The sequence below is a fragment of the Actinospica acidithermotolerans genome, from assembly GCF_018139625.1.
In the GTDB taxonomy this organism is placed as follows: Bacteria; Actinomycetota; Actinomycetes; order Streptomycetales; family Catenulisporaceae; genus Actinospica; species Actinospica acidithermotolerans.
In genome coordinates this window covers 40383-60234 of record NZ_JAGSOH010000033.1, presented here as the reverse complement: position 1 = coordinate 60234, position 19852 = coordinate 40383, and the positions used below count along the sequence as shown (strand labels likewise).

Here is a 19852-nt window from a genome sequence, read left to right as displayed (position 1 = left end):
GGGCGGGGGCGTGGGCGTGGCTGAGCGGCATGCATCCCAGCGTAGAGCGTGCGTTTTCCCGGTTCGGATGCACAATGAAGGTGTTGGACCGTTTCCGGGGGGCCGTCCAGGAGGCAGGCCAGATGACCTTCGAGAACATGGACCCCGTTCACCCGACTCCGCGACCGAATCCCGCGACCGTCACCGCCACCATGGACGAGCAGGCCGCGCACCGGCAGGCCGCGAACCCGCGGGCAGCCGGCGCGCAGCCGGGGAACGAGGGCGAGCCCGGCGGGCGCACCGCGGCCGAACTGGGCACGCCCGCCGTGCTCAACCACCGCGTCGTGGCCCTGGAGGCCGGCACCGGCGAGAACCCGCTGATCATGCACACCGTGGACGGCGACCGCGCGATGATGCCGGTCACCGCCCAGGTGTGGGCGAGGGCCGGACGGCTGACCGTCATCGCGCACGACGGCTCCGAACTCAAGCTCACCGTCCTCGGCGCCGACGAGTGCGCCGACGTGAAGCTCGGCTCCCACTGGCCGGTCGGCGAGTCCGAGAGCCGCGTCAAGCGCCTGGCCAGCGCCGCCGCCCACGACGTCGGCGATGTCCTGACCTTCCCCGCCTGGCTGGCCCGCACCACCCGCATCAGCGGCCAGCGCAACGCCGCCATGCACGCCCTGGTGCGCGAGCTCCGGAAGCAGAGCCCGGGCACGAAGGTGTTCGTCGGCCAGACCTTCGGCTCCGAACACCGCCGGCCTGAGCTCGAGCACCCCTACGACCATCGCGGCATCGTCGGCCGCGAGGGCTTCCCGACGGAGCTCTGAGGCTACGGCGGCTAAGCGTCGGCCGTCGCCGCCGTCTCGTCGCCCTTGCCCAGGGACCGGGGGAGGAAGCGGAACATCAGCCAGTAGAAGACCGCGGCGAGGACGAAGCCGACCTCGAAGGTCAGGTCGCCGAGGCTCGAGTAGTGCGATGCCAGGTAGCCGACGAAGTCGGTCTGGTTGGAGAACAGCGGGATGGAGATGCCCATGGCCGCGGCCATGGCGATGACGCCGGCGATGGGCTGGTGGGACTTGCTGAACAGCAGGCCGTCGACGTCCTGGCCGCGGCGCAGCAGCTGGTCGGCGAAGAAGACGCCGAGCCAGGGGCCGATCCAGTAGGCGATGACAAGCAGGAAGTTGTTGTACTTCGCGCCCGCGTCGCTCAGGCCCGACCAGGCGAGGAAGAAGCCCGCGATGCCGAAGACGAGGGCGACCAGGGCGCGGCGCGCGGTCAGCGGGATCTTGATGCCCAGGGCCATGAAGGACATCGCGCCGGAGTAGACGTTGAGGGCGTTCGCGCAGACCGCGCCGATGGCGATGGCGACCAGGGTGACGTCGCCGAGCCACGGGGTGATGTGCGTGATGAAGGCCTGCGTCGGGTCGGAGTCCCACAGGCCGTCGGGAACGGTCAGCGTGGCGGCGGCGGTGCCGGCGAGCTCGAGCAGGACGCAGGAGGCGAACACGCCGAGGCCGGCCCACAGGCCGACGGCCTTCTTGTTCTCGTTCTTCTTCAGGTAGCGCGTGTAGTCGGCGGCGTACGGGTTCCAGCCGGCCGCGTAGCCGAAGGTGGCGCCGAGGGTCAGCAGGAAGCCGCCCAGGCCGCCGCCTCCGCCGTTGAGCGCGGCCGGGTGGCTCTTGGCGAGCAGGATCACCGAGACGACCACGAAGACGACCGCGAGCAGCGGGAAGGCGAGCCGCTCGAAGGCGTGCACCAGGTTGTGGCCGAAGAACGCGATCGCGATCTGCGCGGCGGTGATCAGCAGCAGGCAGGGCACCTCGGCCCAGCCGGTGAGCGTGGAGAGCGCGAGGGTGCCGCTGACCGAGTTCACCGCGAACCAGCCGATGCCCGCGACCACCGAGTTGATGCCGGCGGGCAGGATGTTGCCGAAGCGGCCGAAGGAGACGCGGGAGAGGATCATCTGCGGCACGCCGTGCTCCGGGCCGCGCGCGGACAGGAACGCCATGGAGATCGAGCCGAGCGCGGTGCCCAGCACGATCGCGAGCGCGGCCTGGACGAAGGTCTCGCCGAAGAACATCGGGAGCACGCCGACGAACACCGTGGCGAACTCGAAGTTGGGGGAGGTCCAGGTCCAGAACAGGTTGAGCGGCCTGCCGTGCCGCTCGGCGAGCGGGATGAACTCGGCACCGCCGGGTTCGACGGCCGCTACTTTTGTACCGTATTCGCCCTCGCGTACTTCGGGTATGTGGGTCGCCTGCGCCTCGGTGCTGGTCATGCCGGGGGATCCTCCGCGTTGTGAGCCGTGCGGGAGCCGGCGATCGTGTCACCGGCTGTCAAGGCGAACGGTAAGGGCCGGTTGTTAACGCAGTATTTCCCAGCCATCTCACCGGCGTATCGCTAACACCGGCCCTCATGTTCGGGTCCTGACTCGTCAGCCGCAGCTCGGGTCGGTGGTCGCCGTGTACACCTGGCCGTTATTGAAGTCCCCGGAGATGACGTTGTCCAGGGTGTCGAGCACCTGCGCATCGCGCGGGCCGAAGGCGTCGAGGACGATGCCGAGCTCGCGGTTCTCGGTCAGCGAGGTGTTCGAGATGTTGATCGAGCCCAGCTCGGCACGCTCGTCCCACTGTCCGTAGTCGGCCAGGAACGCCTTGGCGTGCGAGTACAGCGTGTCCGTGCCGGTGTTGTTCAGGGCGATCTGCACGCCGGCCGCCAGCAGTTGGTTCAGGTACGGGTACAGGCCGCACTCGTCGATGATGGCCAGCTTGACCTGCACGCCGCGCTGCGCCGCCGCGACCAGGGCGTTGATCACGTCGGTGTCGTACATCTCCTCCTGCTCGACCAGCAGGGTGCGGTGCGCGCCGTCGATGACGTCCAGGATCCGGTCCTCGGACGTGGTCGGGGACCAGACCAGGTCGCCGCGGCCCGCGCCCGGGGTGATCGGCTCGTGCGCGAAGTCGGCGTCGAAGGTCTGCTCGATCGCGCGCACGTCCTGCGGGTTCGCGTCGAACAGCGCGTAGTCCCGGTCGGAGTTGTACCAGTAGGAGTCCAGGTTGCCGGTCATGATGAGCGACTCCCGGCCGTCCACCGTGAGCGTCTTCTGGTGGGTGTAGTAGTAGGCCGGGTTCGACCAGACCACGTTCACGCCGCCGGCCTTCAGCTCGTCGTAGCCCGGCTGGTAGTACCTGCTGCCCGGGCCGACCCGGCCGTCCAGGATCACCCGCACGTCCACGCCGCGCTGGGCGGCCGCGACCAGGTCCGCCTCCATCGTGCTGTCGTCGAGCTCGTACATCGTCAGCTCGATGCTGCGCTTCGCCGAGTCCACGAAGTCGTAGACCGGCTGGTGCGAGCCGGGGAAGACGAGCAGCGTGTGGTTCGCGAACTCGCCGCCCGGCCCGCAGTCGGCCGCGGCGCCGGCCTGCGCGGTCGCGGTGCCCAGCGACACGGTGAGTATCCCGGCGACCGCGGCCGCAGCCAGCCGCGTGTGCTTGAGACGCATCTTGACCCTCCTGAGGTCTGCGGGCCGCCTTGGCCCGAACAGGTCAGGACATCAGGGTTGGACGATGCGAGGCCACCAAGCGCCGGTAAACACTCGGTGACGGATGGTCACGCGGCGCGGGCCCGCAGTGCCCGGGCGAGGTCGTCGCGCGCCTCGAGGACCAGCCGCCGCAGCGCCGGGGCGTGCTCCCCGGCGAGCCACTCGTCGGCCCGGGCGAGGGTGCCCGGGTCGACCAGCAGCTCGGGGAAGGCGCCGGAGACGATCGCGGAGGCGTTCTCGATGGTGCGCTCGGCCCAGATCCGGTCCAGGGACTCGAAATACGGCTCGGCGTAGCCGGTCAGCAGCTCGGCCTGCCCGGCCCGGTTGAAGCCGTTCAGCAGCGCGCGCAGCAGGTCGTTGGGCTGGTCCTTGGGCGTGCTGACCCGGCGCCACACGTCGGCCTTGGCCTCCGGCAGCGGACGCGCGGCCAGACAGCCGGCGTGGTTCCGGTGGCCCGAGGCCGTCTTGTCGCGGGCCAGTTCGGCGTCGATGCGCTCCTTGTCCGCGGCGCCCGCGGCGGCCAGCCCGAGCAGGAACTCCCAGCGCAGGTCGGCGTCCACGGTCAGGCCCTCGAGCACGGCCGTGCCCTCGAGCAGCGCGGCGAGGTAGTCGAGGTCCTCGGGGCGGTACCCCGCCTTGGCGTAGAACCGCGCCCAGGCCAGCTGCTTGTCCGAGGCGGCCTGCGCCGCGCGCAGCTCGCGCCTGGCCATCGCCGCGACCGGCTCCCGGGCGGCGGCCCGGTTCTCGTCCGTCAGGTAGTACGCGAGCACGAAGCCGGCCTGGTCGAGCAGGTTGCTGAGCACGCCGACCTCGGTCTCGGCGGCCGCGTGCCGGTTCACGAAATCGAGGAAGCGGCGGCCGGGGAGCACGCCGTCGCGCGTCATGTTCCAGAGCGAGGACCAGATCAGCGAGCGCGGCATCGGGTCGGTGAAGGTGGACAGGTGCTCGTAGGCGAAAGCCAGCTGCGCATCGTTGAGCACGACCTTGCAGTAGGACAGGTCGTCGTCGTTCACCAGCACGAACGCGGCCGAGGACAGGTCCGGCGGGATCAGCGCGCTCTCGCGCTCCAGGTCGAGCTCGACCCGCGCGACCCGGGCCACGCCCGCGTCGCCCAGCTCGTACGCGCCGACGGCGATCCGGTGCGGCCGCGGGCTGCCCTGCTGGCGCACGACGCCGTCGGTCAGCGTCAGGGTATTGACGCCACTGGTCTCCAGCCAGGCCTTGGACCAGGCGGACAGGTCGCGGCCTGAGGTCTCCTCGAGCGCGCTGAGCAGGTCGGTGAGCGTCGTGTTGGCGAAGGCGTGCTGCCGGAAGTAGCGCCGCGAGCCCTCGATGAAGGCGTCCTCGCCGACGTACGCGACGAGTTGCTTGAGCACCGAGGCGCCCTTGGCGTACGTGATGCCGTCGAAGTTGAGCTTTGCGTCTTCGAGGTCGTTGATGGTGGCCACGATCGGGTGCGTGGACGGCAGCTGGTCCTGCCGGTAGGCCCAGGCCTTGCGGCGGTTGGCGAAGGCGACCCAGGCGTTCTTCCAGCGCGTCGCGCCGACCGAGCCGTAGGAGCCCATGAAGTCGGCGAAGGACTCCTTGAGCCACAGGTCGTCCCACCAGCGCATCGTCACCAGGTCGCCGAACCACATGTGCGCCATCTCGTGCAGGATCACGTTCGCGCGCGACTCGTAGGCCGAGTCCGTCTGCTTGGAGCGGAAGACGAAGTGCTCCGTGAACGTCACGCAGCCGGGGTTCTCCATCGCGCCGAGGTTGTATTCGGGCACGAAGGCCTGGTCGTACTTGCCGAAGGGGTACGGGTAGTCGAACTTCTCGTGGAAGAAGTCCAGGCCGCGCTTGGTGACGTCGAAGATCGCCTCGTCGTCGAAGTGGTCGGCGAGGGAGTGGCGGCACAGCGCGTTGAGCGGGATCTCCAGCGTCGTGCCGTCCGGCAGCGCGCGCTTGTAGACGTCGCTGGCCACGTGGTAGGGCCCGGCGACGACGACGGTGATGTACGTCGAGATGCGCGGCGTCGGCAGAAACGTCCAGTGCGCGACGCCGTTCACGACCGGGGCGCGCTTGGCCGGGGCCGAGTTGCCGGCGATGTACCAGCCGGCCGGGGCCTTGACGTCGAAGGTGAACGAGGCCTTGAGGTCGGGCTGCTCGAAGTTCGCGTAGAGCCGCCGGGCGTCGGCCGGCTCGAACTGCGTGTAGAGGTAGACGCGGCCGTCGGCGGGGTCCGCGAAGCGGTGCAATCCCTCGCCGGTCCGGCTGTAGGCGCAGTCCGCGACGACGGTGACCGTGTTCTCGGCCTGCAGCCCGTCCAGCCGCACCCTGCTGTCGGCGAACACCTCGGCCGGGTCCAGCGGCACGCCGTTGAGCGTGACCGAGCGGACCGACGGCGCGATCAGGTCGAGGAACGTGGACGCGCCCGGCTCGGCGCAGAAGAACTCGATCGTGCTGGTGGAGAGGAACGTGCGCGCCTCCAAGTCCTTGGCGTTCCCCAGGTCGAGCGAGACCCGGTAGGTCGAGACGCGCAGCAGCTCCGCGCGTCGGGCCGCTTCGGATCGGGTCAAGTTCCTGCCTGGCATGGTTCCCAAGGCTCCTTCGCCTGCGAGGTTCGCGTCCCGCCCATCCTGCCACGCGGCCGCTGTCGGAGGCTGTCATTACCGTGGAGGCATGGAGGAGACCCGAACGCGTACCGAAGTGCCGCTGGACACCGTCGACGAGCGCACCCTGTTCGACGGCTTCCTGGACTTCCACCGCGACACACTGGACTGGAAGGCCAGCCGTCTGGCGGACGACCAGCTGCGCGCGCACGCCGTGCCCGCGTCCAACCTGACCCTGCTCGGCATGCTGCGGCACATGGCCGAGGTGGAGCGCTTCTGGTTCCGCGAGGTATGGGCGGGCGAGAAGTTCGAGAGGGGGATGTACGACCGGACGGATGACCGCGACGAGGAGTGGAATGACCTCGATTCGGACACCGGTCCCGCGGCGTACGCGCGGTGGCGGGCCGAGGTCGAGCGCGCGCGGGCCGTCGTCGCGGGCACGCCCGACCTCGACGCGGTCTTCACCCGCGGGGACACCGGGGAACGCGTCTCGGCCCGCTGGATCCTGATCCACATGGTCGAGGAGTACGCGCGGCACAACGGCCACGCCGACCTGCTGCGGGAGTCCCTGGACGGGGAGGTGGGGGAGTAGCGCGAGCCGACGTAGCGCCCGCGGCCGCCGGGACCGGGCGAGATGGGCAAGCGGCGCGAGCAGCCGCGGCGGTCACCACGGCTGCCGAGGTCGCCCGGGTCGGCGGTCGCCGTCTCGGTCAGGCCGCAGCCGAGGAGCGCGGTGTCCTCGACGTCGGAGGACCTCAGGTCGCCCGGCGGCGCGGGCGGGTGGCCTATCTCCGCCTGCGGTACGGGGCCGCGTGGTCGGCGCACAGGTAGAGGGCCAGGCCCTCCGGGGTGGTCACCCGGGTCAGGCCGCCCCAGCGCTGGGCGGGATCGATCTCGGTCAGCCAGTTCTGCAGCAGCCGGAAGCCGGCCTCGTTCGTCGCGCGCGAACTCGGGCCGTCCGGCTGCCGCTGGTCCATCGCGGGGTTCTCGCCGCGCAGGTCCACGTCGGGGAGCTGGTCGACGAGCTGGGCCATCAGCTCGAGGTCCGACTTCATGTGCTCGGTGAGGTGCTCTGCCGTGGCGCCGAGCAGCGGACCGGCGAGCGGGGCGGCGTGCTTGAGGATGACGACCAGCTCGCGCAGGTAGGGCGTCATCTTGCGCAGCCAGGGGGGTGACTGCGCGACCTGGTAGACGCCGCCCGCGCTCTCGGGCAGCGGGTGCCAGGAGCCCGGCTCCTCGCAGTAGAGCGAGAACTCGTACTTCGCCCCGCGGATCCGGCTGCGCCGCACCGGCGTCACGGCGAACACGCTCGGGCACTTCGTGTCGAGGCCGCTCTGGATCTGCTGCTGCAGCCGCAGGAACATCCGCTGCTGGTCGCTGGCGAGCTCGTTGAGCCGCTCGCCGATCTCGACGCTGCCCCGGGCCAGCCGGTCCAGCGTGCTGCGGATCTCGTCCCGGTCCGAGGGCGGGATGCCGAGCAGCAGCCGCGGCACGTAGACGTCCGCGCCGGACTTCCGGCATTCGATCTCGGTCCGCGGCGGCGTGCGCTCCAGCCGCCGCTGCAGGTCCTCGTATTCGTACAGCTCCGTGCATCCGGTCGCGCAGTTGCACGGGACCATGCGCTTGATGCTGAGGCCGGGATACCGGTCCAGGGTGAAGTTCAGCCCCTCGTTCAGCACGGCGAAGAACGTCGCGGGCGACGGTCCGCGCACGGTGAGCTCCACCTCGTTCCGGTGCCGGTCGACGCGTATCAGGGCCCGATGCCGCCCGTCCGGATGGGCGAGCAGCGCGCCGGAGCGCCAGTGCGTGTCCGTGGTGAAGCGGTGCGAGCGTGCGATGAACCAGGTCGGGATGCCCGGCGGCGTCGTGTTGAGCTGGTAGATCATCCGGATCTCGTGCCCGCGCACGCCGCCCGGCGGCACCAGGTTCCAGCGCTCCTCGTATCCGGCCGGAGCGTTCCACGGCAGCCGCTCGACGACCAGGGCGACGTCGCTGCCGTTCTCGCTCTCGGTCCGGTACGACAGGTCGTACTCGGCCATCATCCGCAGGAAGTGGTCGCGCATGCCGTGGTCGAGGTCGCTCCAGAGCTCGTCCAGGTGCGATCGGTTCAGCAGGCCGTGCCGCCGCTCCACCTCGCTGCTGTCCAGTACGCGGCTGATATACGAGTTCACCCATTCGGGCCGCAGGATGACGGTCTCACCGAGCTCCGGGTCGTCCATGTGGAAGAGGATCGAGCCGATCAGGTGCAGCGTCTCCGCGATATACCGCTGGAACTGCGGCACCCGCAGCCCGGCGGCGGCCATCGCCTGCCAGAGCTGGAGCGGCGTGACGTACTTCGCCGGCAGCGCGTCCACCGCCTGCGTCGCCGCCAGCCAGCTCGTCGGCCACCGCTGGCCCATCAGCGGCAGCGTCGCCGCGCAGTCCGCGATCAGCCCGCGCAGCGCGGCGAGGCCGTCCTCGGTCTTGTTGTCGATCGCCGTGCTCGCCGCGATCTGCGGGTACTCCCGGCGCAGATCCTCCACCGGCAGGTCCACCGGGCGCTCGTTGGACGCCGAGTGCGTGGCGACGAGCAGGATCGGCGCCTCCGGAGCGCGCGCGGCGATGATGTCGAGCCAGTACCGCAGCCGCCCCTGCTCCCAGCCGAACCGGCTGTTCCACAGCAGCAGGAACAGCGACCGGTCGGTTAGGAAGAACTGGTGGGTGGCGTGGTAGATCTCCTGGCCGCCGAAATCCCAGGTGCGCAGCTGCATCTCCACGTCCGGCCGCTCCGGATGGGCGACGCGGTAGTCGAAGATCCGGATGCCGTGCGTGGTCGACTCGGCCGGGTCGAAGGGCTCGTGAATCAGATTCTTGATCAGCGAGGTCTTGCCCACGCCGCCCTCGCCGACGACGAGCAGCTTGGAGATCCACTGCTCCGCCGTGCCCTTCCGGCGATCTCGGATGAAGGTGAGGATCGCGTTCGTGCCGCTCGCGGCGATCTCGCGCGGCGGCGTGACCAGCGGATTGCCGCCTACCTCGATGAAGGACAGGCGCGGCAGGTCGAGCAGCCAGTCGGGCACCGACCGGAGTTCGTTGTTGTTGATGTGCAGGATGCGCAGGTGAGTGAGCCCGCTCACGCTCTCGGGTACCGCTTCAATGTCGTTGCGGTCCAGGAAGATCTGGGTGAGCTGGGACGGCAGCGTCAGCAGCGGGTCCACCCACGCGATGGCGTTGTTGGAGGCGGAGAGCGAGGTCAGCGAGTCCAGCTGCCCGATAGATGCCTGCAGTTCCACCACACTGTTGTTGTTGAAGCTGAGATAGCCGAGGCGCTTGAGGCCGCTCAGCGAACGTGGCAGCGCGGTCAGCAGGTTGTCGTCGGCGTCCAGCTGCGTCAGCCACGGCAAGTCGTTGATCCAGTCCGGTAGGGCGCCGAGTTCGTTGTCTCGCAGCATCAGCCATCGGAGACGGCGCAACCGGCCGACCTCCGGCGGTAGCGAGGAGATGAGGCAGTTCGTGGCATAGAGGGTCCTGAGGCGGCGCAGGTTCCCGAGCCACGACCACGACTCAGACGCCGAGCCCGAATGCAGGTAGAGCACTCTCAGGCCGGTGAGCGCACCGAGCCATGCGGGGAACTGAAGCAGCGACTCGGCACCCAGGCCCAGCTCGGTCAGCTGGTCGTGCTCACCGAGCCAGTCGGGAAGCTCAACCATCGGGTTGTGGTGCAGCGTGATCCGCTTGAGCGTCGTTCGCCCGCGCAGCGTTCGCGGCAGCGCCGCCAACTGGTTGTTGTCGAGGTAGAGCGTTTCGAGCCGGGGGAGCGCTCCGACCCATTCGGGCAGCTCGGCGATCGAGTTGCTGTAGAGGCTGAGCCGGGTGAGGTGGATCAGCGACGCCAGTTCGTCCGGCAGACCGGTGAGCGCGCACACGCCCACGTCGAGCGCCGTCAGAGTGCGAAGGTCGCCGAGCCACCCGGGTAGCTCGCGAAGCCCGTTGGCATCCAGGTACAGCGCGTTGAGCTGCGTGAGCTCGGTCAACCGCACCGGCAGGTCGGCGAGCTTGGCGTTGGTCAGCGAGAGGCTGCGCAGGCCGCTCAGCTCGCCGATCCACTCGGGGATCTCGCTGATCGGATTGCCGTCCAGATTCAGCTCGACCAGGCGGCGCAGGCCGCGCAGCCAGGCCGGGAACTCGTGCAGGTAGCAGCGCTGCAGGTGCAGCCGCTTCAGCCGGCCCAGATCGCCGATCCAGTCGGGAAGCTCCCGCAGGTGGTCGTTGCCGGATACGCCCAGCTCCGTCAGCCTGGACAGCTTCCTCATCGACTCCGGCAGGCTGCCGAGCTCGTTGTTGTCGATGCGCAGCCTGCGGAGATTCGCCAGGTCGCCGATGGATTCGTCGACCTCGCGCAGCAGGTTCAGCGAGGCGCGCAGGTACCGCAGCCCGCTCAGCTGCGGGAGCCAGCTCGGCAGGTCGTGGAGCTTGCAGTCGTGGACGTCGAGGACGGCGAGCTGCGGCATGCGCGCGATGACCTCGGGCAGCTGCTCGAAGCGGTTGCCGCTCAGGTACAGATGGTCGAGGCGGTGGAGTTCGGCGAGCCACGCGGGGAGGTCGGCAAGGCGGTTCTCGGACGCGTCGAGCGTCGCCAGATGGGGTAGCGACGCCAGCGAGGGCGGGAGTTCGGACAGCAGCAGATCGCCGATGCCGAGCCATCTCAGCTCCGTCAGCTGCGTGATCCAGTCCGGAACCGCCGGCAGTTCCGTCATGCCGATGTCGAGGACGAGGAGCCTGCGCAGCGCGGTCATCGACTCGGGAAGCTCGCTGAAGTCGTTGCCGTACAGCCGCAGTCGGCGCAGCTGCCGGAAGCCGCCGATCCAGTCCGGGATCCCGGCCAGCGAGTTGCCGGTGAGGTCGAGCACCTCCAGCAGGCTCTGCCCGCTGAGCAGCCAGCGCGGCAGCCGCTCGATGCGGTTGCCCTGCGCGTGCAGAGCCCGCAGATCCTTGATCTGCAGGATGGTCTCCGGCAGCTCGGTGAGCCCCAGATCCTTCAGCCACAGCGACTTCTCGCCGCGCTGCGCCGCGCGGGCTATCCGCCGCTGCGCCTCTTGCTCGCCCCAGGACATCGCACGCCTCCCCGAAAACATAGTGGCCCACCGGTCACCCGGCGGGCCACTCAGGAATGCGGATTCTTACTTACCGCTTCGGCGGGCGATCTTGCTGCCCAGCCACACCAGCGGGTCGTACTTCCGGTCGACGACGCGCTCCTTCATCGGGATCAGCGCGTTGTCGGTGATCTTGATGTGCTCGGGGCAGACCTCGGTGCAGCACTTGGTGATGTTGCAGAAGCCGAGGCCGTGCTCCTCCTGCGCGTCGTTGCGCCGCTCCCGGCTGTCCAGCGGGTGCATGTCGAGCTCCGCCACGCGCATGAGGTACCGGGGGCCGGCGAAGTGCTCCTTGTTGTCCTCGTGGTCGCGCACGGCGTGGCAGGTGTTCTGGCACAGGAAGCACTCGATGCACTTGCGGAACTCCTGCGAGCGCTCGACGTCCACCTGCTGCATCCGGTACTCGCCGGGCTTGAGGCCCTCCGGCGGCTCGAACGCCATGACCTCGCGGGCCTTGGTGTAGTTGAACGACACGTCCGTCACCAGGTCCCTGATCACCGGGAAGGTGCGCAGCGGGGTGACGGTGACCGTCTCCTCCTCGGTGAAGGTGGACATCCGGGTCATGCACATCAGACTCGGCCTGCCGTTGATCTCGGCGGAACAGGAGCCGCACTTGCCCGCCTTGCAGTTCCAGCGCACCGCCATGTCGGGCGCCTGGGTGGCCTGCAGCCGGTGGATGATGTCGAGGACGACCTCGCCCTCGTTGACCTCGACGTCGTAGTCCGCCAGCTCGCCCTTGCCCGCGTCGCCGCGCCAGACCTTGAACTTGGCCTTGTAGCTCACTTGGCGTCCTCCAGCCCCTCGAGCTCCTCGTCCGTCATGTACTTCTTCAGCTCGGACAGCTCGAACAGCTCGAGGAGGTCCTTGCGGATCGTCGGGACCGGCTTGCGCTCGAGCTGCGCCAGCCCCTGCTCGTCCAGCGAGCAGACGAGGTTGATCTTGCGCCACTCGGCGGACATCGCCGGGTAGTCCTCGCGGGTGTGGCCGCCGCGCGACTCCTGGCGCTCCAGCGCGGCCTTGGCCACGCAGTCCGCGACCAGCAGCATGTTGCGCAGGTCCAGGGCGAGGTGCCAGCCCGGGTTGAAGGTGCGGGTGCCGGGGGCGGAGATCTTCTCCCGGCGCTCGCGGAACTCGGCGAGCTTCTCGACCGCGGCCGCGACCTCGGCCTCCCGCCGGATGATGCCGACCAGGTCGTTCATCGTCTGCTGCAGCTCCGCGTGCACGGTGTACGGGTTCTCGCCGCCGTCGTGCTCCAGCGGGGCGAGCGCCTCGACGCGGGCCGCCTCGACGTCCGCGTCGGAGACCGCCGGACGGCCGCCGGCCGCGAGCCCGTCGATGTACTCGGCCGCGCCCAGGCCCGCGCGCCGGCCGAAGACCAGCAGGTCGGACAGCGAGTTGCCGCCGAGGCGGTTCGAACCGTGCATGCCGCCCGCGACCTCGCCGGCCGCGAACAGGCCGGGCACGGTGGACGCCGCGGTGTCCGGATCGACCTCGACGCCGCCCATCACGTAGTGGCAGGTCGGGCCGACCTCCATCGGCTCGGCCGTGATGTCCACGTCCGCCAGCTCCTTGAACTGGTGGTACATCGACGGCAGCCGCTTGAGGATCTGCTCCGCCGGAAGGCGCGTGGAGACGTCCAGGAAGACGCCGCCGTGCGGGGTGCCGCGCCCGGCCTTGACCTCGGAGTTGATCGAGCGCGCGACCTCGTCGCGGGGCAGCAGTTCCGGCGGCCGCCGGTTGTTGTCCGGGTCCTCGTACCAGCGGTCGGCCTCCTCCTCGGTCTCCGCGTACTGCTTGCGGAAGACGTCGGGGACGTAGTCGAACATGAAGCGCTTGCCCTCGGAGTTGCGCAGCACCCCGCCGTCGCCGCGCACCGACTCCGTCACCAGGGCGCCCTTGATCGAGGGCGGCCAGACCATCCCGGTCGGGTGGAACTGGATGCACTCCATGTTGATCAGCGTCGCGCCGGCCAGCAGGGCCAGCGCGTGGCCGTCGCCGGTGTACTCCCAGGAGTTCGAGGTGACCTTGAAGGTCTTGCCGACGCCCCCGGTCGCCAGCACCACGGCCGGCGCCTTGAAGAGCACGAACCTCCCGTCCTCGCGGCGGTAGCCGAAGGCTCCGGCGATCCGGTCGCCGTCCTTGAGCAGCCGGGTGACCGTGTGCTCCTGGAAGACCTTCACCCGGGCCTCGTAGTCGCCGTGCTCCTTGAAGTCCTTCTGCTGGAAGGAGACGACCGCCTGCTGCAGGGTCCTGATCAGCTCCAGGCCGGTCCGGTCGCCCACGTGCGCCAGGCGCGGGTACTCGTGCCCGCCGAAGTTGCGCTGCGAGATCTTGCCGTCCTTGGTGCGGTCGAACAGCGCGCCCCACTCCTCGAGCTCCCAGACGCGGTCCGGGGCCTCCTTGGCGTGCAGCTCGGCCATCCGCGGGTTGTTCAGGAACTTCCCGCCGCGCATGGTGTCGCGGAAGTGCACCATCCAGTTGTCGTGCGCGTTGACGTTGCCCATCGCCGCCGCGGCGCCGCCCTCGGCCATGACCGTGTGCGCCTTGCCGAACAGCGACTTGCAGACGATGGCGACGGACTTGCCGTGCGCCCGGGCCTCGATCGCGGCGCGCAGCCCCGCCCCGCCGGCGCCGATCACGACGACGTCGTACTCGTAGGTCAGAATCTCAGTGGCCATAGTCCCGGCCCTCCTAGAAGAACTTCGGGTCGGAGAACACGCCCGAGGCGACCAGCCAGACGTACAGGTCGGTCAGCGCCACGCCGAACAGCGAGGCCCAGGCGAGCTGCATGTGCCGGGTGTTGAGCTTCGAGACGACCGTCCAGGCCCGGTAGCGCACCGGGTGCTTGGAGAAGTGCTTGAGCCGCCCGCCCATGATGTGCCGGCAGGAGTGGCACGACGCCGTGTAGAGCCACAGCAGCGTCGCGTTCGCCAGCAGCACCAGGGTGCCGAGGCCCATGTGGCCCCACTCGCCCTGGGCGTTGCGGAAGCCGAGGATCGCGTCCCAGGTGAGGATGACGTTGAAGACGGCCGCCGCGGCGAACCAGTACCGGTGCGAGTTCTGCAGCAGCAGCGGGAACCGGGTCTCTCCGGTGTACTTGCCGTGCGGCTCGGCCACGGCGCAGGCCGGCGGGGACTGCCAGAACGCGCGGTAGTAGGCCTTCCGGTAGTAGTAGCAGGTCATCCGGAAGCCCAGCGGGAAGATCAGGATCAGCAGCGCGGGCGAGAGGCCCCACCAGGATCCGATGAAGTGCACTTCGCCCGCGCCGGGCATCGGCACGCAGTTGGTGGAGATGCACGGCGAGTAGAACGGGGAGATGTACGGCGGGGCGTAGTAGTACTCGTTCTGGAACGCGCGGAACGTGGCGTACGCGATGAACGCGAGGAAGACCACGAACGTCAGCAGCGGCGCGACCCAGTAGCGGTCGGTGCGCAGCGTGGGCTGCTCGATCTCCGCCCTCGACCGCGCGGGCGGTGGTGTAGATACGGTACCGGTGCTCATGCTTTTGGAAGCTCCTGCAGCTGTGAAGGAGCCGGGCGGCTATGTGTCGTCGGCGCACTGCACTCTAGTGGAGTGATCTTCAGATCCAAACGGGATCATCACTCCGAGTAGTGGCGGGTGACCAACATCACATGCCGAAACGGCTGAGGGGATCTTGAAAAAACGGCGCTCGGCAGCGTAGGAGCGGCCGAGGGATGGCTGCCGGGCTCGCGGGCCGGCCCCCCTCCCTCGGTCGCTAAAGTCAACGACGCGGCGCGGCCCACGGATCGCGGTGCGGGTCGCGCGAGGCCGGATCAATGGTCTGAGCCGCGTCTAGCGGGCCGGCCGCGCCGAGGCCCTCGACGGCCTCGATGCCAAGGCGCTCGCGGACGATAGCGACCCGGGCGTACCAGGGGGCGAAGGTGTGCGCCTCCCGCAGCGTCCGCGCCGCGCGGTCCACGCTGCCGGCGGCGGCCTCGATGCGGGCGCGGGTGCACAGCGCGTCGGCGATCTCCAGGGGCGTGCTCACGCTCGCCAGGAAGCGCTCCATGCAGCCGCGGGCATTCGGCAGGTTCCCGGTCTCCAGCCGGTAGAGCGCGAGCATCGCCGCGAAGCCCTCGCTGCTGGCGACGTGCGTCTGCCGGCGCAGAAAGGCGCCCGCGAGCATCACGGCCTGCTCCGTGGTCTCCGGCCTCGCCTCGGCCATGAGCAGGGCCAGGTGCGTCGTCTCCAGATCGGCCAGCATGTGCTTGCTCGGGTCGAAGTCCATCGCGACGGAGACGGCCTCTTCGTACTCGCCGCGCGCCACGTGCAGTGCCTCGACGATGAGCTTGGACCCGTCCAGCGGCCATCGGTTCGCGTGCACGGCCGGCAGCAGCGCGGCGGCCGTGGCCCAGTCGCCGTAGAAAACCGCGTGGTAGGTGTGCGCGAAGACCGGGAACCGCGGCTCGGACAGCTCCGCGTCGAGCGACGGCGTCGTCCTGCGCACGACGCGCATGATGACGCGGCGGCGCGTGTACTTCTCCTTCGCGAGTGCGCGGATCAGGACGCAGACGAACACGAACGCCAGCGTCGCGACCGTCGTCCAGCCCGGCACGAACACGGCGACGAGCGCGCCGAGCAGCAGCGGCGAGACCAGGCCCGAGCTGATCAGCAGGCGCTTGTCCCGCGCGTAGTGCTCCCGGCGCGGCAGGTATCTCGCCTGGAAGCGGATCGGGAGCATCCGGATCTCGGTGACGTGCTCGCGGCCGGGCGTGCGCCGCAGCACCGGCCCGAAGCCCCACTCGACGTTCGTCACCCGGGCGCCGAGGCCGCGGGCGAGCAGGAGTTCGAGGAGCGGGTCGAGCAGCAGTATCGCGAACCCGAGCACGAGGCCGAGGTAGGTCTCCGGTATCCAGCCAGAACCCGCCGACATGCGCCGCCTTCCCCGCTTGTTCGCGCCTCGGACCCGCGGAGGCGGCCTTATGTTATGGGGCGCGGGTACCCCGAGGAAGAGTGCACGGTCGGCGTGTCCCCGAATTTGCCCGTACCATGGACATGGTGCCCGCGCTGTGTCTCAGCAGCGCAGGGGGCAATGGAGCCCCGAACGAGCGGCACCCCTCTACCGCTTCTCCCTACCCGAAAGCGACGCTACCGGCATGCCTACGCGTAACGACATCCGCAACGTGGCCATCGTGGCGCACGTCGACCACGGCAAGACCACGCTCGTCGACGCGATGCTCAAGCAGTCCGGCGCGTTCCGCGAGAACCAGCACGTGGACGAGCGCGTGATGGACTCCAACGACCTGGAGCGGGAGAAGGGCATCACGATCCTGGCCAAGAACACGGCCGTGCACTTCCGCAGCCCCAAGGACGAGACCGACACGGTCATCAACATCATCGACACCCCGGGCCACGCCGACTTCGGCGGCGAGGTCGAGCGCGGCCTGTCCATGGTCGACGGCGTCGTGCTGCTGGTGGACGCCTCCGAGGGGCCGCTGCCGCAGACCCGCTTCGTGCTGCGCAAGGCCCTGACCGCGAAGATGCCGGTCATCCTCGTCATCAACAAGACCGACCGTCCGGACGCGCGGATCGCCGAGGTCATCGACGAGACCTACGAGCTGTTCATGGACCTCGACGCGACCGAGGACCAGATCGACTTCCCGATCGTCTACGCCTCCGGCCGCGACGGCAAGGCCTCGCTGGACAAGCCGGAGAACGGCGCCGCCCCGGACAGCCCCGACCTGCTCCCGCTGTTCGACACGATCCTGAACACCATCCCGGCGCCGACCTACGCCGAGGGCGCCCCGCTGCAGGCGCACGTGACCAACCTGGACGCCTCGAACTTCCTCGGCCGCATCGCGCTGTGCCGGATCATGCAGGGCACCATCCGCAAGGGCCAGCAGGTCGCCTGGATCAAGCGCGACGGCTCCACCGAGCGGGTCAAGATCACCGAGCTGCTGATGACCGAGGCGCTCGAGCGCAAGCCCGCCGAGCAGGCCGGCCCCGGCGACATCTGCGCCATCGCCGGCATCCCGGACATCATGATCGGCGAGACCCTGGCCGACCCGGAGGACCCGCGCCCGCTGCCGCTGATCCACGTCGACGACCCGGCGATCTCGATGACGATCGGCACCAACACCTCGCCGCTGGTCGGCCGGGAGAAGGGCTCGAAGGTCACCGCGCGCATGGTCAAGGACCGGCTCGAGAAGGAGATCGTCGGCAACGTCTCCATCAAGGTGCTGCCCACCGACCGGCCGGACGCCTGGGAGGTGCAGGGCCGCGGCGAGCTGGCGCTGGCCATCCTGGTCGAGCAGATGCGCCGCGAGGGCTACGAGCTGACCGTCGGCAAGCCGCAGGTCGTCAAGAAGGAGATCGACGGCAAGGTGCACGAGCCGGTCGAGCGGCTGACCGTGGACTGCCCGGAGGAGTACCTGGGCGTCATCACCCAGCTGCTCGCGGTCCGCAAGGGCCGGATGGAGTCGATGTCGAACCACGGCACCGGCTGGATCCGGATGGAGTTCCTGGTCCCCTCGCGCGGCCTGATCGGCTTCCGCACCGAGTTCCTCACCGACACCCGCGGCACCGGCATCGCGAACACCAACTTCGAGGACTACGAGCCGTGGTTCGGCGAGCTGCGCACCCGCGCCTCCGGCTCGCTCGTGGCCGACCGGGCCGGCGCGGTCACCGCGTTCGCCATGACGAACCTGCAGGAGCGCGGCACCCTGTTCGTCGAACCCGGCACCGAGGTGTACGAGGGCATGATCGTCGGCGAGAACTCGCGCTCGGACGACATGGACGTCAACATCACCAAGGAGAAGAAGCTCACGAACATGCGCTCCTCCACGGCCGACGTCACCGAGACGCTGATCCCGCCGCGCAAGCTCTCGCTGGAGCAGGCGCTGGAGTTCTGCCGCGAGGACGAGTGCGTGGAGATCACGCCGGCGAACGTGCGCATCCGCAAGGTCGTGCTGGACGCCGCCACCCGCGGCCGTTCCGCGGCGCGCGCCAAGCACGGCAACTGACGCCTCGCGCGTAACGCGGCGGCCCCCGATCGGTGAGAACCGATCGGGGGCCGCTTTCCGTTCCGAACGGGCGGCGCCGGGGTCAGCCGCTCGAACCCGAGACCAGCGGGTCGGTGTCCAGCACGCCGTTGCCGCAGACCGTGATCGGGCCGCCGGTGATCGTCTGAACGATCTGCTGCTTCTGGTTGGGCGGGATCACGGCGAGCGAGTACGAGGGCATCCCGCAGCCGGCGCCCGAGGTCGAGCCGGCGGCCGGCGCGGTGAACGTGGCCGTGGTCGAGACCGAGCCGTTCGCCGGGACGACCAGCTTCGCCACCGAGGACCTGTTGACCCGGGTCACCGTCGTGCTCTGCAGCTGGCCGGAGTCCGTCTCGAGCTGCAGGCCCGGGTACCCGTACGTGGTGCACGAGTGGCCGGAGGTGTTCGTCAGCACGATCAGGATCGAGTCGGCGGTGCTGCCCGAGCTGCCCGCGGCCGTGCTCACCGTCAGCGTGAAGCTGTCGCTGGCGCACTCGGGCATCGAACTGGCGGACGGGCTCGCCGTTCCGGCCGCCGCGGCCGTGGTCGCGCCGGTCTGCGTCGCCGTGGCCGAGGGGCTCGGCGTCGGCTTGGCCGACGGGGACAGCGCGGTGGCCGAGGCCGACGGCGAGGAGCTCGCGGTCGACGAGTTCGCCTCGCCGATCACCGGACCGCCCGGGCCGGTGTGCCCGCTGAGCGCGACGGTCGTGCCGGCGGTGCCCGCCATCACGACGAACGCGGCGGCCGCGGCCCCGGCCCAGACCTTGCGGGCCCGGCGCCGGCGGCCGGCCACCAGCACGCGCTCGAACGCGTACGGCGGCGTGGGCATCGCCGGCATCGGGCCGAGCCGCTCGCGGAACATCGCGTCGAAGTCCGGATCGGCCGCGCCCCAGGTCATCGAGTTGGGGTCGTCGAACAGGTGGTGCTCGGTGTTCTCGTTCCCGTCGTGCGTCTCTTCGGGGTCGAAAGGGGACGTCATCGCGTTCCCTCCAATGCCTTGCGCAACACTGCCCTCGCTTGGAACAGGTCGCTCTTGACGGTTCCCGTCGGCCGGTTGGTCAACCGCGCGATGTCTCCGATCGGGAAGCCTGCGTAGTAGTAGAGCAGCACCGACACGCGCAGCCGCTCCGGCAGCTGCTCCACCAGGCGGCGCAGTTCGGGGTCGCCCGACTCGTGGTCGGACTGCCGCTCGTTCTGCAGCACGCGCATGCCGTCGCGCTCGCGCTTGGTCTTGCGCCAGTGGTCGCGCACCAGGTTGGCCGCGATCACGTACAGGTAGCCGACCGGGTCGTCCACCTTGCGCAGCCGCCCGAGCAGGCGGGTGAAGGCCTCCATGGCTATCTCGCTGGCCGTGCCGTCGTCGTCCAGCAGGCGACGGCACCAGCCGGCCAGCCGACCGTAGTGCGCCGCGAACAGCTCCGCGGCCACCGCGTCGTCGGACAGCCGCATCTTGCTGCCCGGCGTCAGTTCGTCGGCAAGCACGGGCCAGCTTCCGCTGGTCTCTTCCACACCCACCCCACACAAGACAGTGCTCACTTACCCCGCGCCCCCCGTCCGGGGCGCAGGAGGTAGTCTGCCCTGATCTCCCGGCCGGTGCCCACTCCC

At 69.7% G+C, this 19852-nt stretch carries 13 protein-coding genes; 3 read left to right on the top strand and 10 right to left on the bottom strand.

Features of this window, described 5'->3' with window-relative positions; all coding sequences use genetic code 11:
- The first annotated feature begins 122 nt into the window (after window positions 1-122).
- Window positions 123-806 carry a hypothetical protein gene (locus KDK95_RS13845; protein ID WP_212518542.1) on the top strand — a complete coding sequence of 228 codons (684 nt, stop codon included), beginning with the start codon at window positions 123-125 and terminating at the stop codon, window positions 804-806.
- A gap of 11 nt (window positions 807-817) precedes the next feature.
- On the opposite strand, the gene KDK95_RS13840 is transcribed toward KDK95_RS13845, so the two are convergent.
- The 3 genes from KDK95_RS13840 to pepN all read right to left on the bottom strand — a co-directional run bounded on the left by KDK95_RS13840 (window position 818) and on the right by pepN (window position 6096).
- The gene (locus tag KDK95_RS13840) at window positions 818-2257 is read right to left on the bottom strand and encodes a purine-cytosine permease family protein (RefSeq protein WP_212518541.1); all 1440 of its coding nucleotides are present in this window, start codon (window positions 2255-2257) and stop codon (window positions 818-820) included.
- Between the two features lie 156 nt (window positions 2258-2413).
- Window positions 2414-3481 carry a phospholipase D-like domain-containing protein gene (locus tag KDK95_RS13835; RefSeq protein WP_212518540.1) on the bottom strand — a complete coding sequence of 356 codons (1068 nt, stop codon included), beginning with the start codon at window positions 3479-3481 and terminating at the stop codon, window positions 2414-2416.
- A 107-nt stretch (window positions 3482-3588) separates the two neighbouring features.
- Window positions 3589-6096, bottom strand: coding sequence for an aminopeptidase N (gene pepN / locus KDK95_RS13830; protein ID WP_212518539.1), 2508 nt, complete (start codon window positions 6094-6096; stop codon window positions 3589-3591).
- Between the two features lie 88 nt (window positions 6097-6184).
- Here pepN and KDK95_RS13825 point away from each other — a divergent pair, with 88 nt between their 5' ends.
- A complete protein-coding gene (locus KDK95_RS13825) occupies window positions 6185-6706 on the top strand; it encodes a DinB family protein (RefSeq protein WP_212518538.1) in 522 nt (173 codons plus the stop codon).
- Between the two features lie 193 nt (window positions 6707-6899).
- Here KDK95_RS13825 and KDK95_RS13820 read toward each other — a convergent pair whose 3' ends face one another.
- From KDK95_RS13820 to KDK95_RS13800, 5 genes are all read right to left on the bottom strand, one after another.
- Window positions 6900-11207 (bottom strand): leucine-rich repeat domain-containing protein, encoded by a 4308-nt coding sequence (locus tag KDK95_RS13820; protein ID WP_212518537.1) that lies wholly within the window; start codon window positions 11205-11207, stop codon window positions 6900-6902.
- Between the two features lie 66 nt (window positions 11208-11273).
- Window positions 11274-12029, bottom strand: a complete 756-nt coding sequence (locus tag KDK95_RS13815) for a succinate dehydrogenase/fumarate reductase iron-sulfur subunit (protein WP_212518536.1) — start codon at window positions 12027-12029, stop codon at window positions 11274-11276.
- Window positions 12026-13924: a fumarate reductase/succinate dehydrogenase flavoprotein subunit gene (locus tag KDK95_RS13810; protein WP_212518535.1), complete on the bottom strand. Its 1899-nt coding sequence runs from the start codon at window positions 13922-13924 to the stop codon at window positions 12026-12028. Before KDK95_RS13810 ends, KDK95_RS13815 begins: the two co-directional genes overlap by 4 nt.
- Window positions 13925-13937: 13 nt before the next feature.
- Window positions 13938-14747 carry a succinate dehydrogenase subunit SdhC gene (gene sdhC / locus KDK95_RS13805; protein ID WP_212518534.1) on the bottom strand — a complete coding sequence of 270 codons (810 nt, stop codon included), beginning with the start codon at window positions 14745-14747 and terminating at the stop codon, window positions 13938-13940.
- Window positions 14748-14988: 241 nt separating this feature from the next.
- Window positions 14989-16140, bottom strand: coding sequence for a hypothetical protein (locus tag KDK95_RS13800; RefSeq protein ID WP_212518533.1), 1152 nt, complete (start codon window positions 16138-16140; stop codon window positions 14989-14991).
- Between the two features lie 223 nt (window positions 16141-16363).
- Here KDK95_RS13800 and typA point away from each other — a divergent pair, with 223 nt between their 5' ends.
- Window positions 16364-18229, top strand: coding sequence for a translational GTPase TypA (typA, locus tag KDK95_RS13795; RefSeq protein WP_212518532.1), 1866 nt, complete (start codon window positions 16364-16366; stop codon window positions 18227-18229).
- 82 nt (window positions 18230-18311) lie between these two features.
- Here the strand turns inward: typA and KDK95_RS13790 are convergent, their stop codons facing one another.
- On the bottom strand, window positions 18312-19226 hold the full coding sequence (locus tag KDK95_RS13790; RefSeq protein WP_212518531.1) for a DUF4232 domain-containing protein: 915 nt from the start codon (window positions 19224-19226) through the stop codon (window positions 18312-18314).
- A complete protein-coding gene (locus KDK95_RS13785) occupies window positions 19223-19696 on the bottom strand; it encodes an RNA polymerase sigma factor (protein WP_212518546.1) in 474 nt (157 codons plus the stop codon). Before KDK95_RS13785 ends, KDK95_RS13790 begins: the two co-directional genes overlap by 4 nt.
- Between the last annotated feature and the right edge of the window lie 156 nt (window positions 19697-19852).

Bases quoted from the DNA above. Each gene is read 5' to 3' on its own strand.
- KDK95_RS13845 (WP_212518542.1), top strand. From the start codon at position 123: ATGACCTTCGAGAACATGGACCCCGTTCACCCGACTCCGCGACCGAAT.
- KDK95_RS13840 (WP_212518541.1), bottom strand. From the start codon at position 2,257: ATGACCAGCACCGAGGCGCAGGCGACCCACATACCCGAAGTACGCGAG.
- KDK95_RS13835 (WP_212518540.1), bottom strand. From the start codon at position 3,481: ATGCGTCTCAAGCACACGCGGCTGGCTGCGGCCGCGGTCGCCGGGATA.
- pepN (WP_212518539.1), bottom strand. From the start codon at position 6,096: ATGCCAGGCAGGAACTTGACCCGATCCGAAGCGGCCCGACGCGCGGAG.
- KDK95_RS13825 (WP_212518538.1), top strand. From the start codon at position 6,185: ATGGAGGAGACCCGAACGCGTACCGAAGTGCCGCTGGACACCGTCGAC.
- KDK95_RS13820 (WP_212518537.1), bottom strand. From the start codon at position 11,207: ATGTCCTGGGGCGAGCAAGAGGCGCAGCGGCGGATAGCCCGCGCGGCG.
- KDK95_RS13810 (WP_212518535.1), bottom strand. From the start codon at position 13,924: ATGGCCACTGAGATTCTGACCTACGAGTACGACGTCGTCGTGATCGGC.
- sdhC (WP_212518534.1), bottom strand. From the start codon at position 14,747: ATGAGCACCGGTACCGTATCTACACCACCGCCCGCGCGGTCGAGGGCG.
- KDK95_RS13800 (WP_212518533.1), bottom strand. From the start codon at position 16,140: ATGTCGGCGGGTTCTGGCTGGATACCGGAGACCTACCTCGGCCTCGTG.
- typA (WP_212518532.1), top strand. From the start codon at position 16,364: ATGCCTACGCGTAACGACATCCGCAACGTGGCCATCGTGGCGCACGTC.
- KDK95_RS13790 (WP_212518531.1), bottom strand. From the start codon at position 19,226: ATGACGTCCCCTTTCGACCCCGAAGAGACGCACGACGGGAACGAGAAC.
- KDK95_RS13785 (WP_212518546.1), bottom strand. From the start codon at position 19,696: ATGCGGCTGTCCGACGACGCGGTGGCCGCGGAGCTGTTCGCGGCGCAC.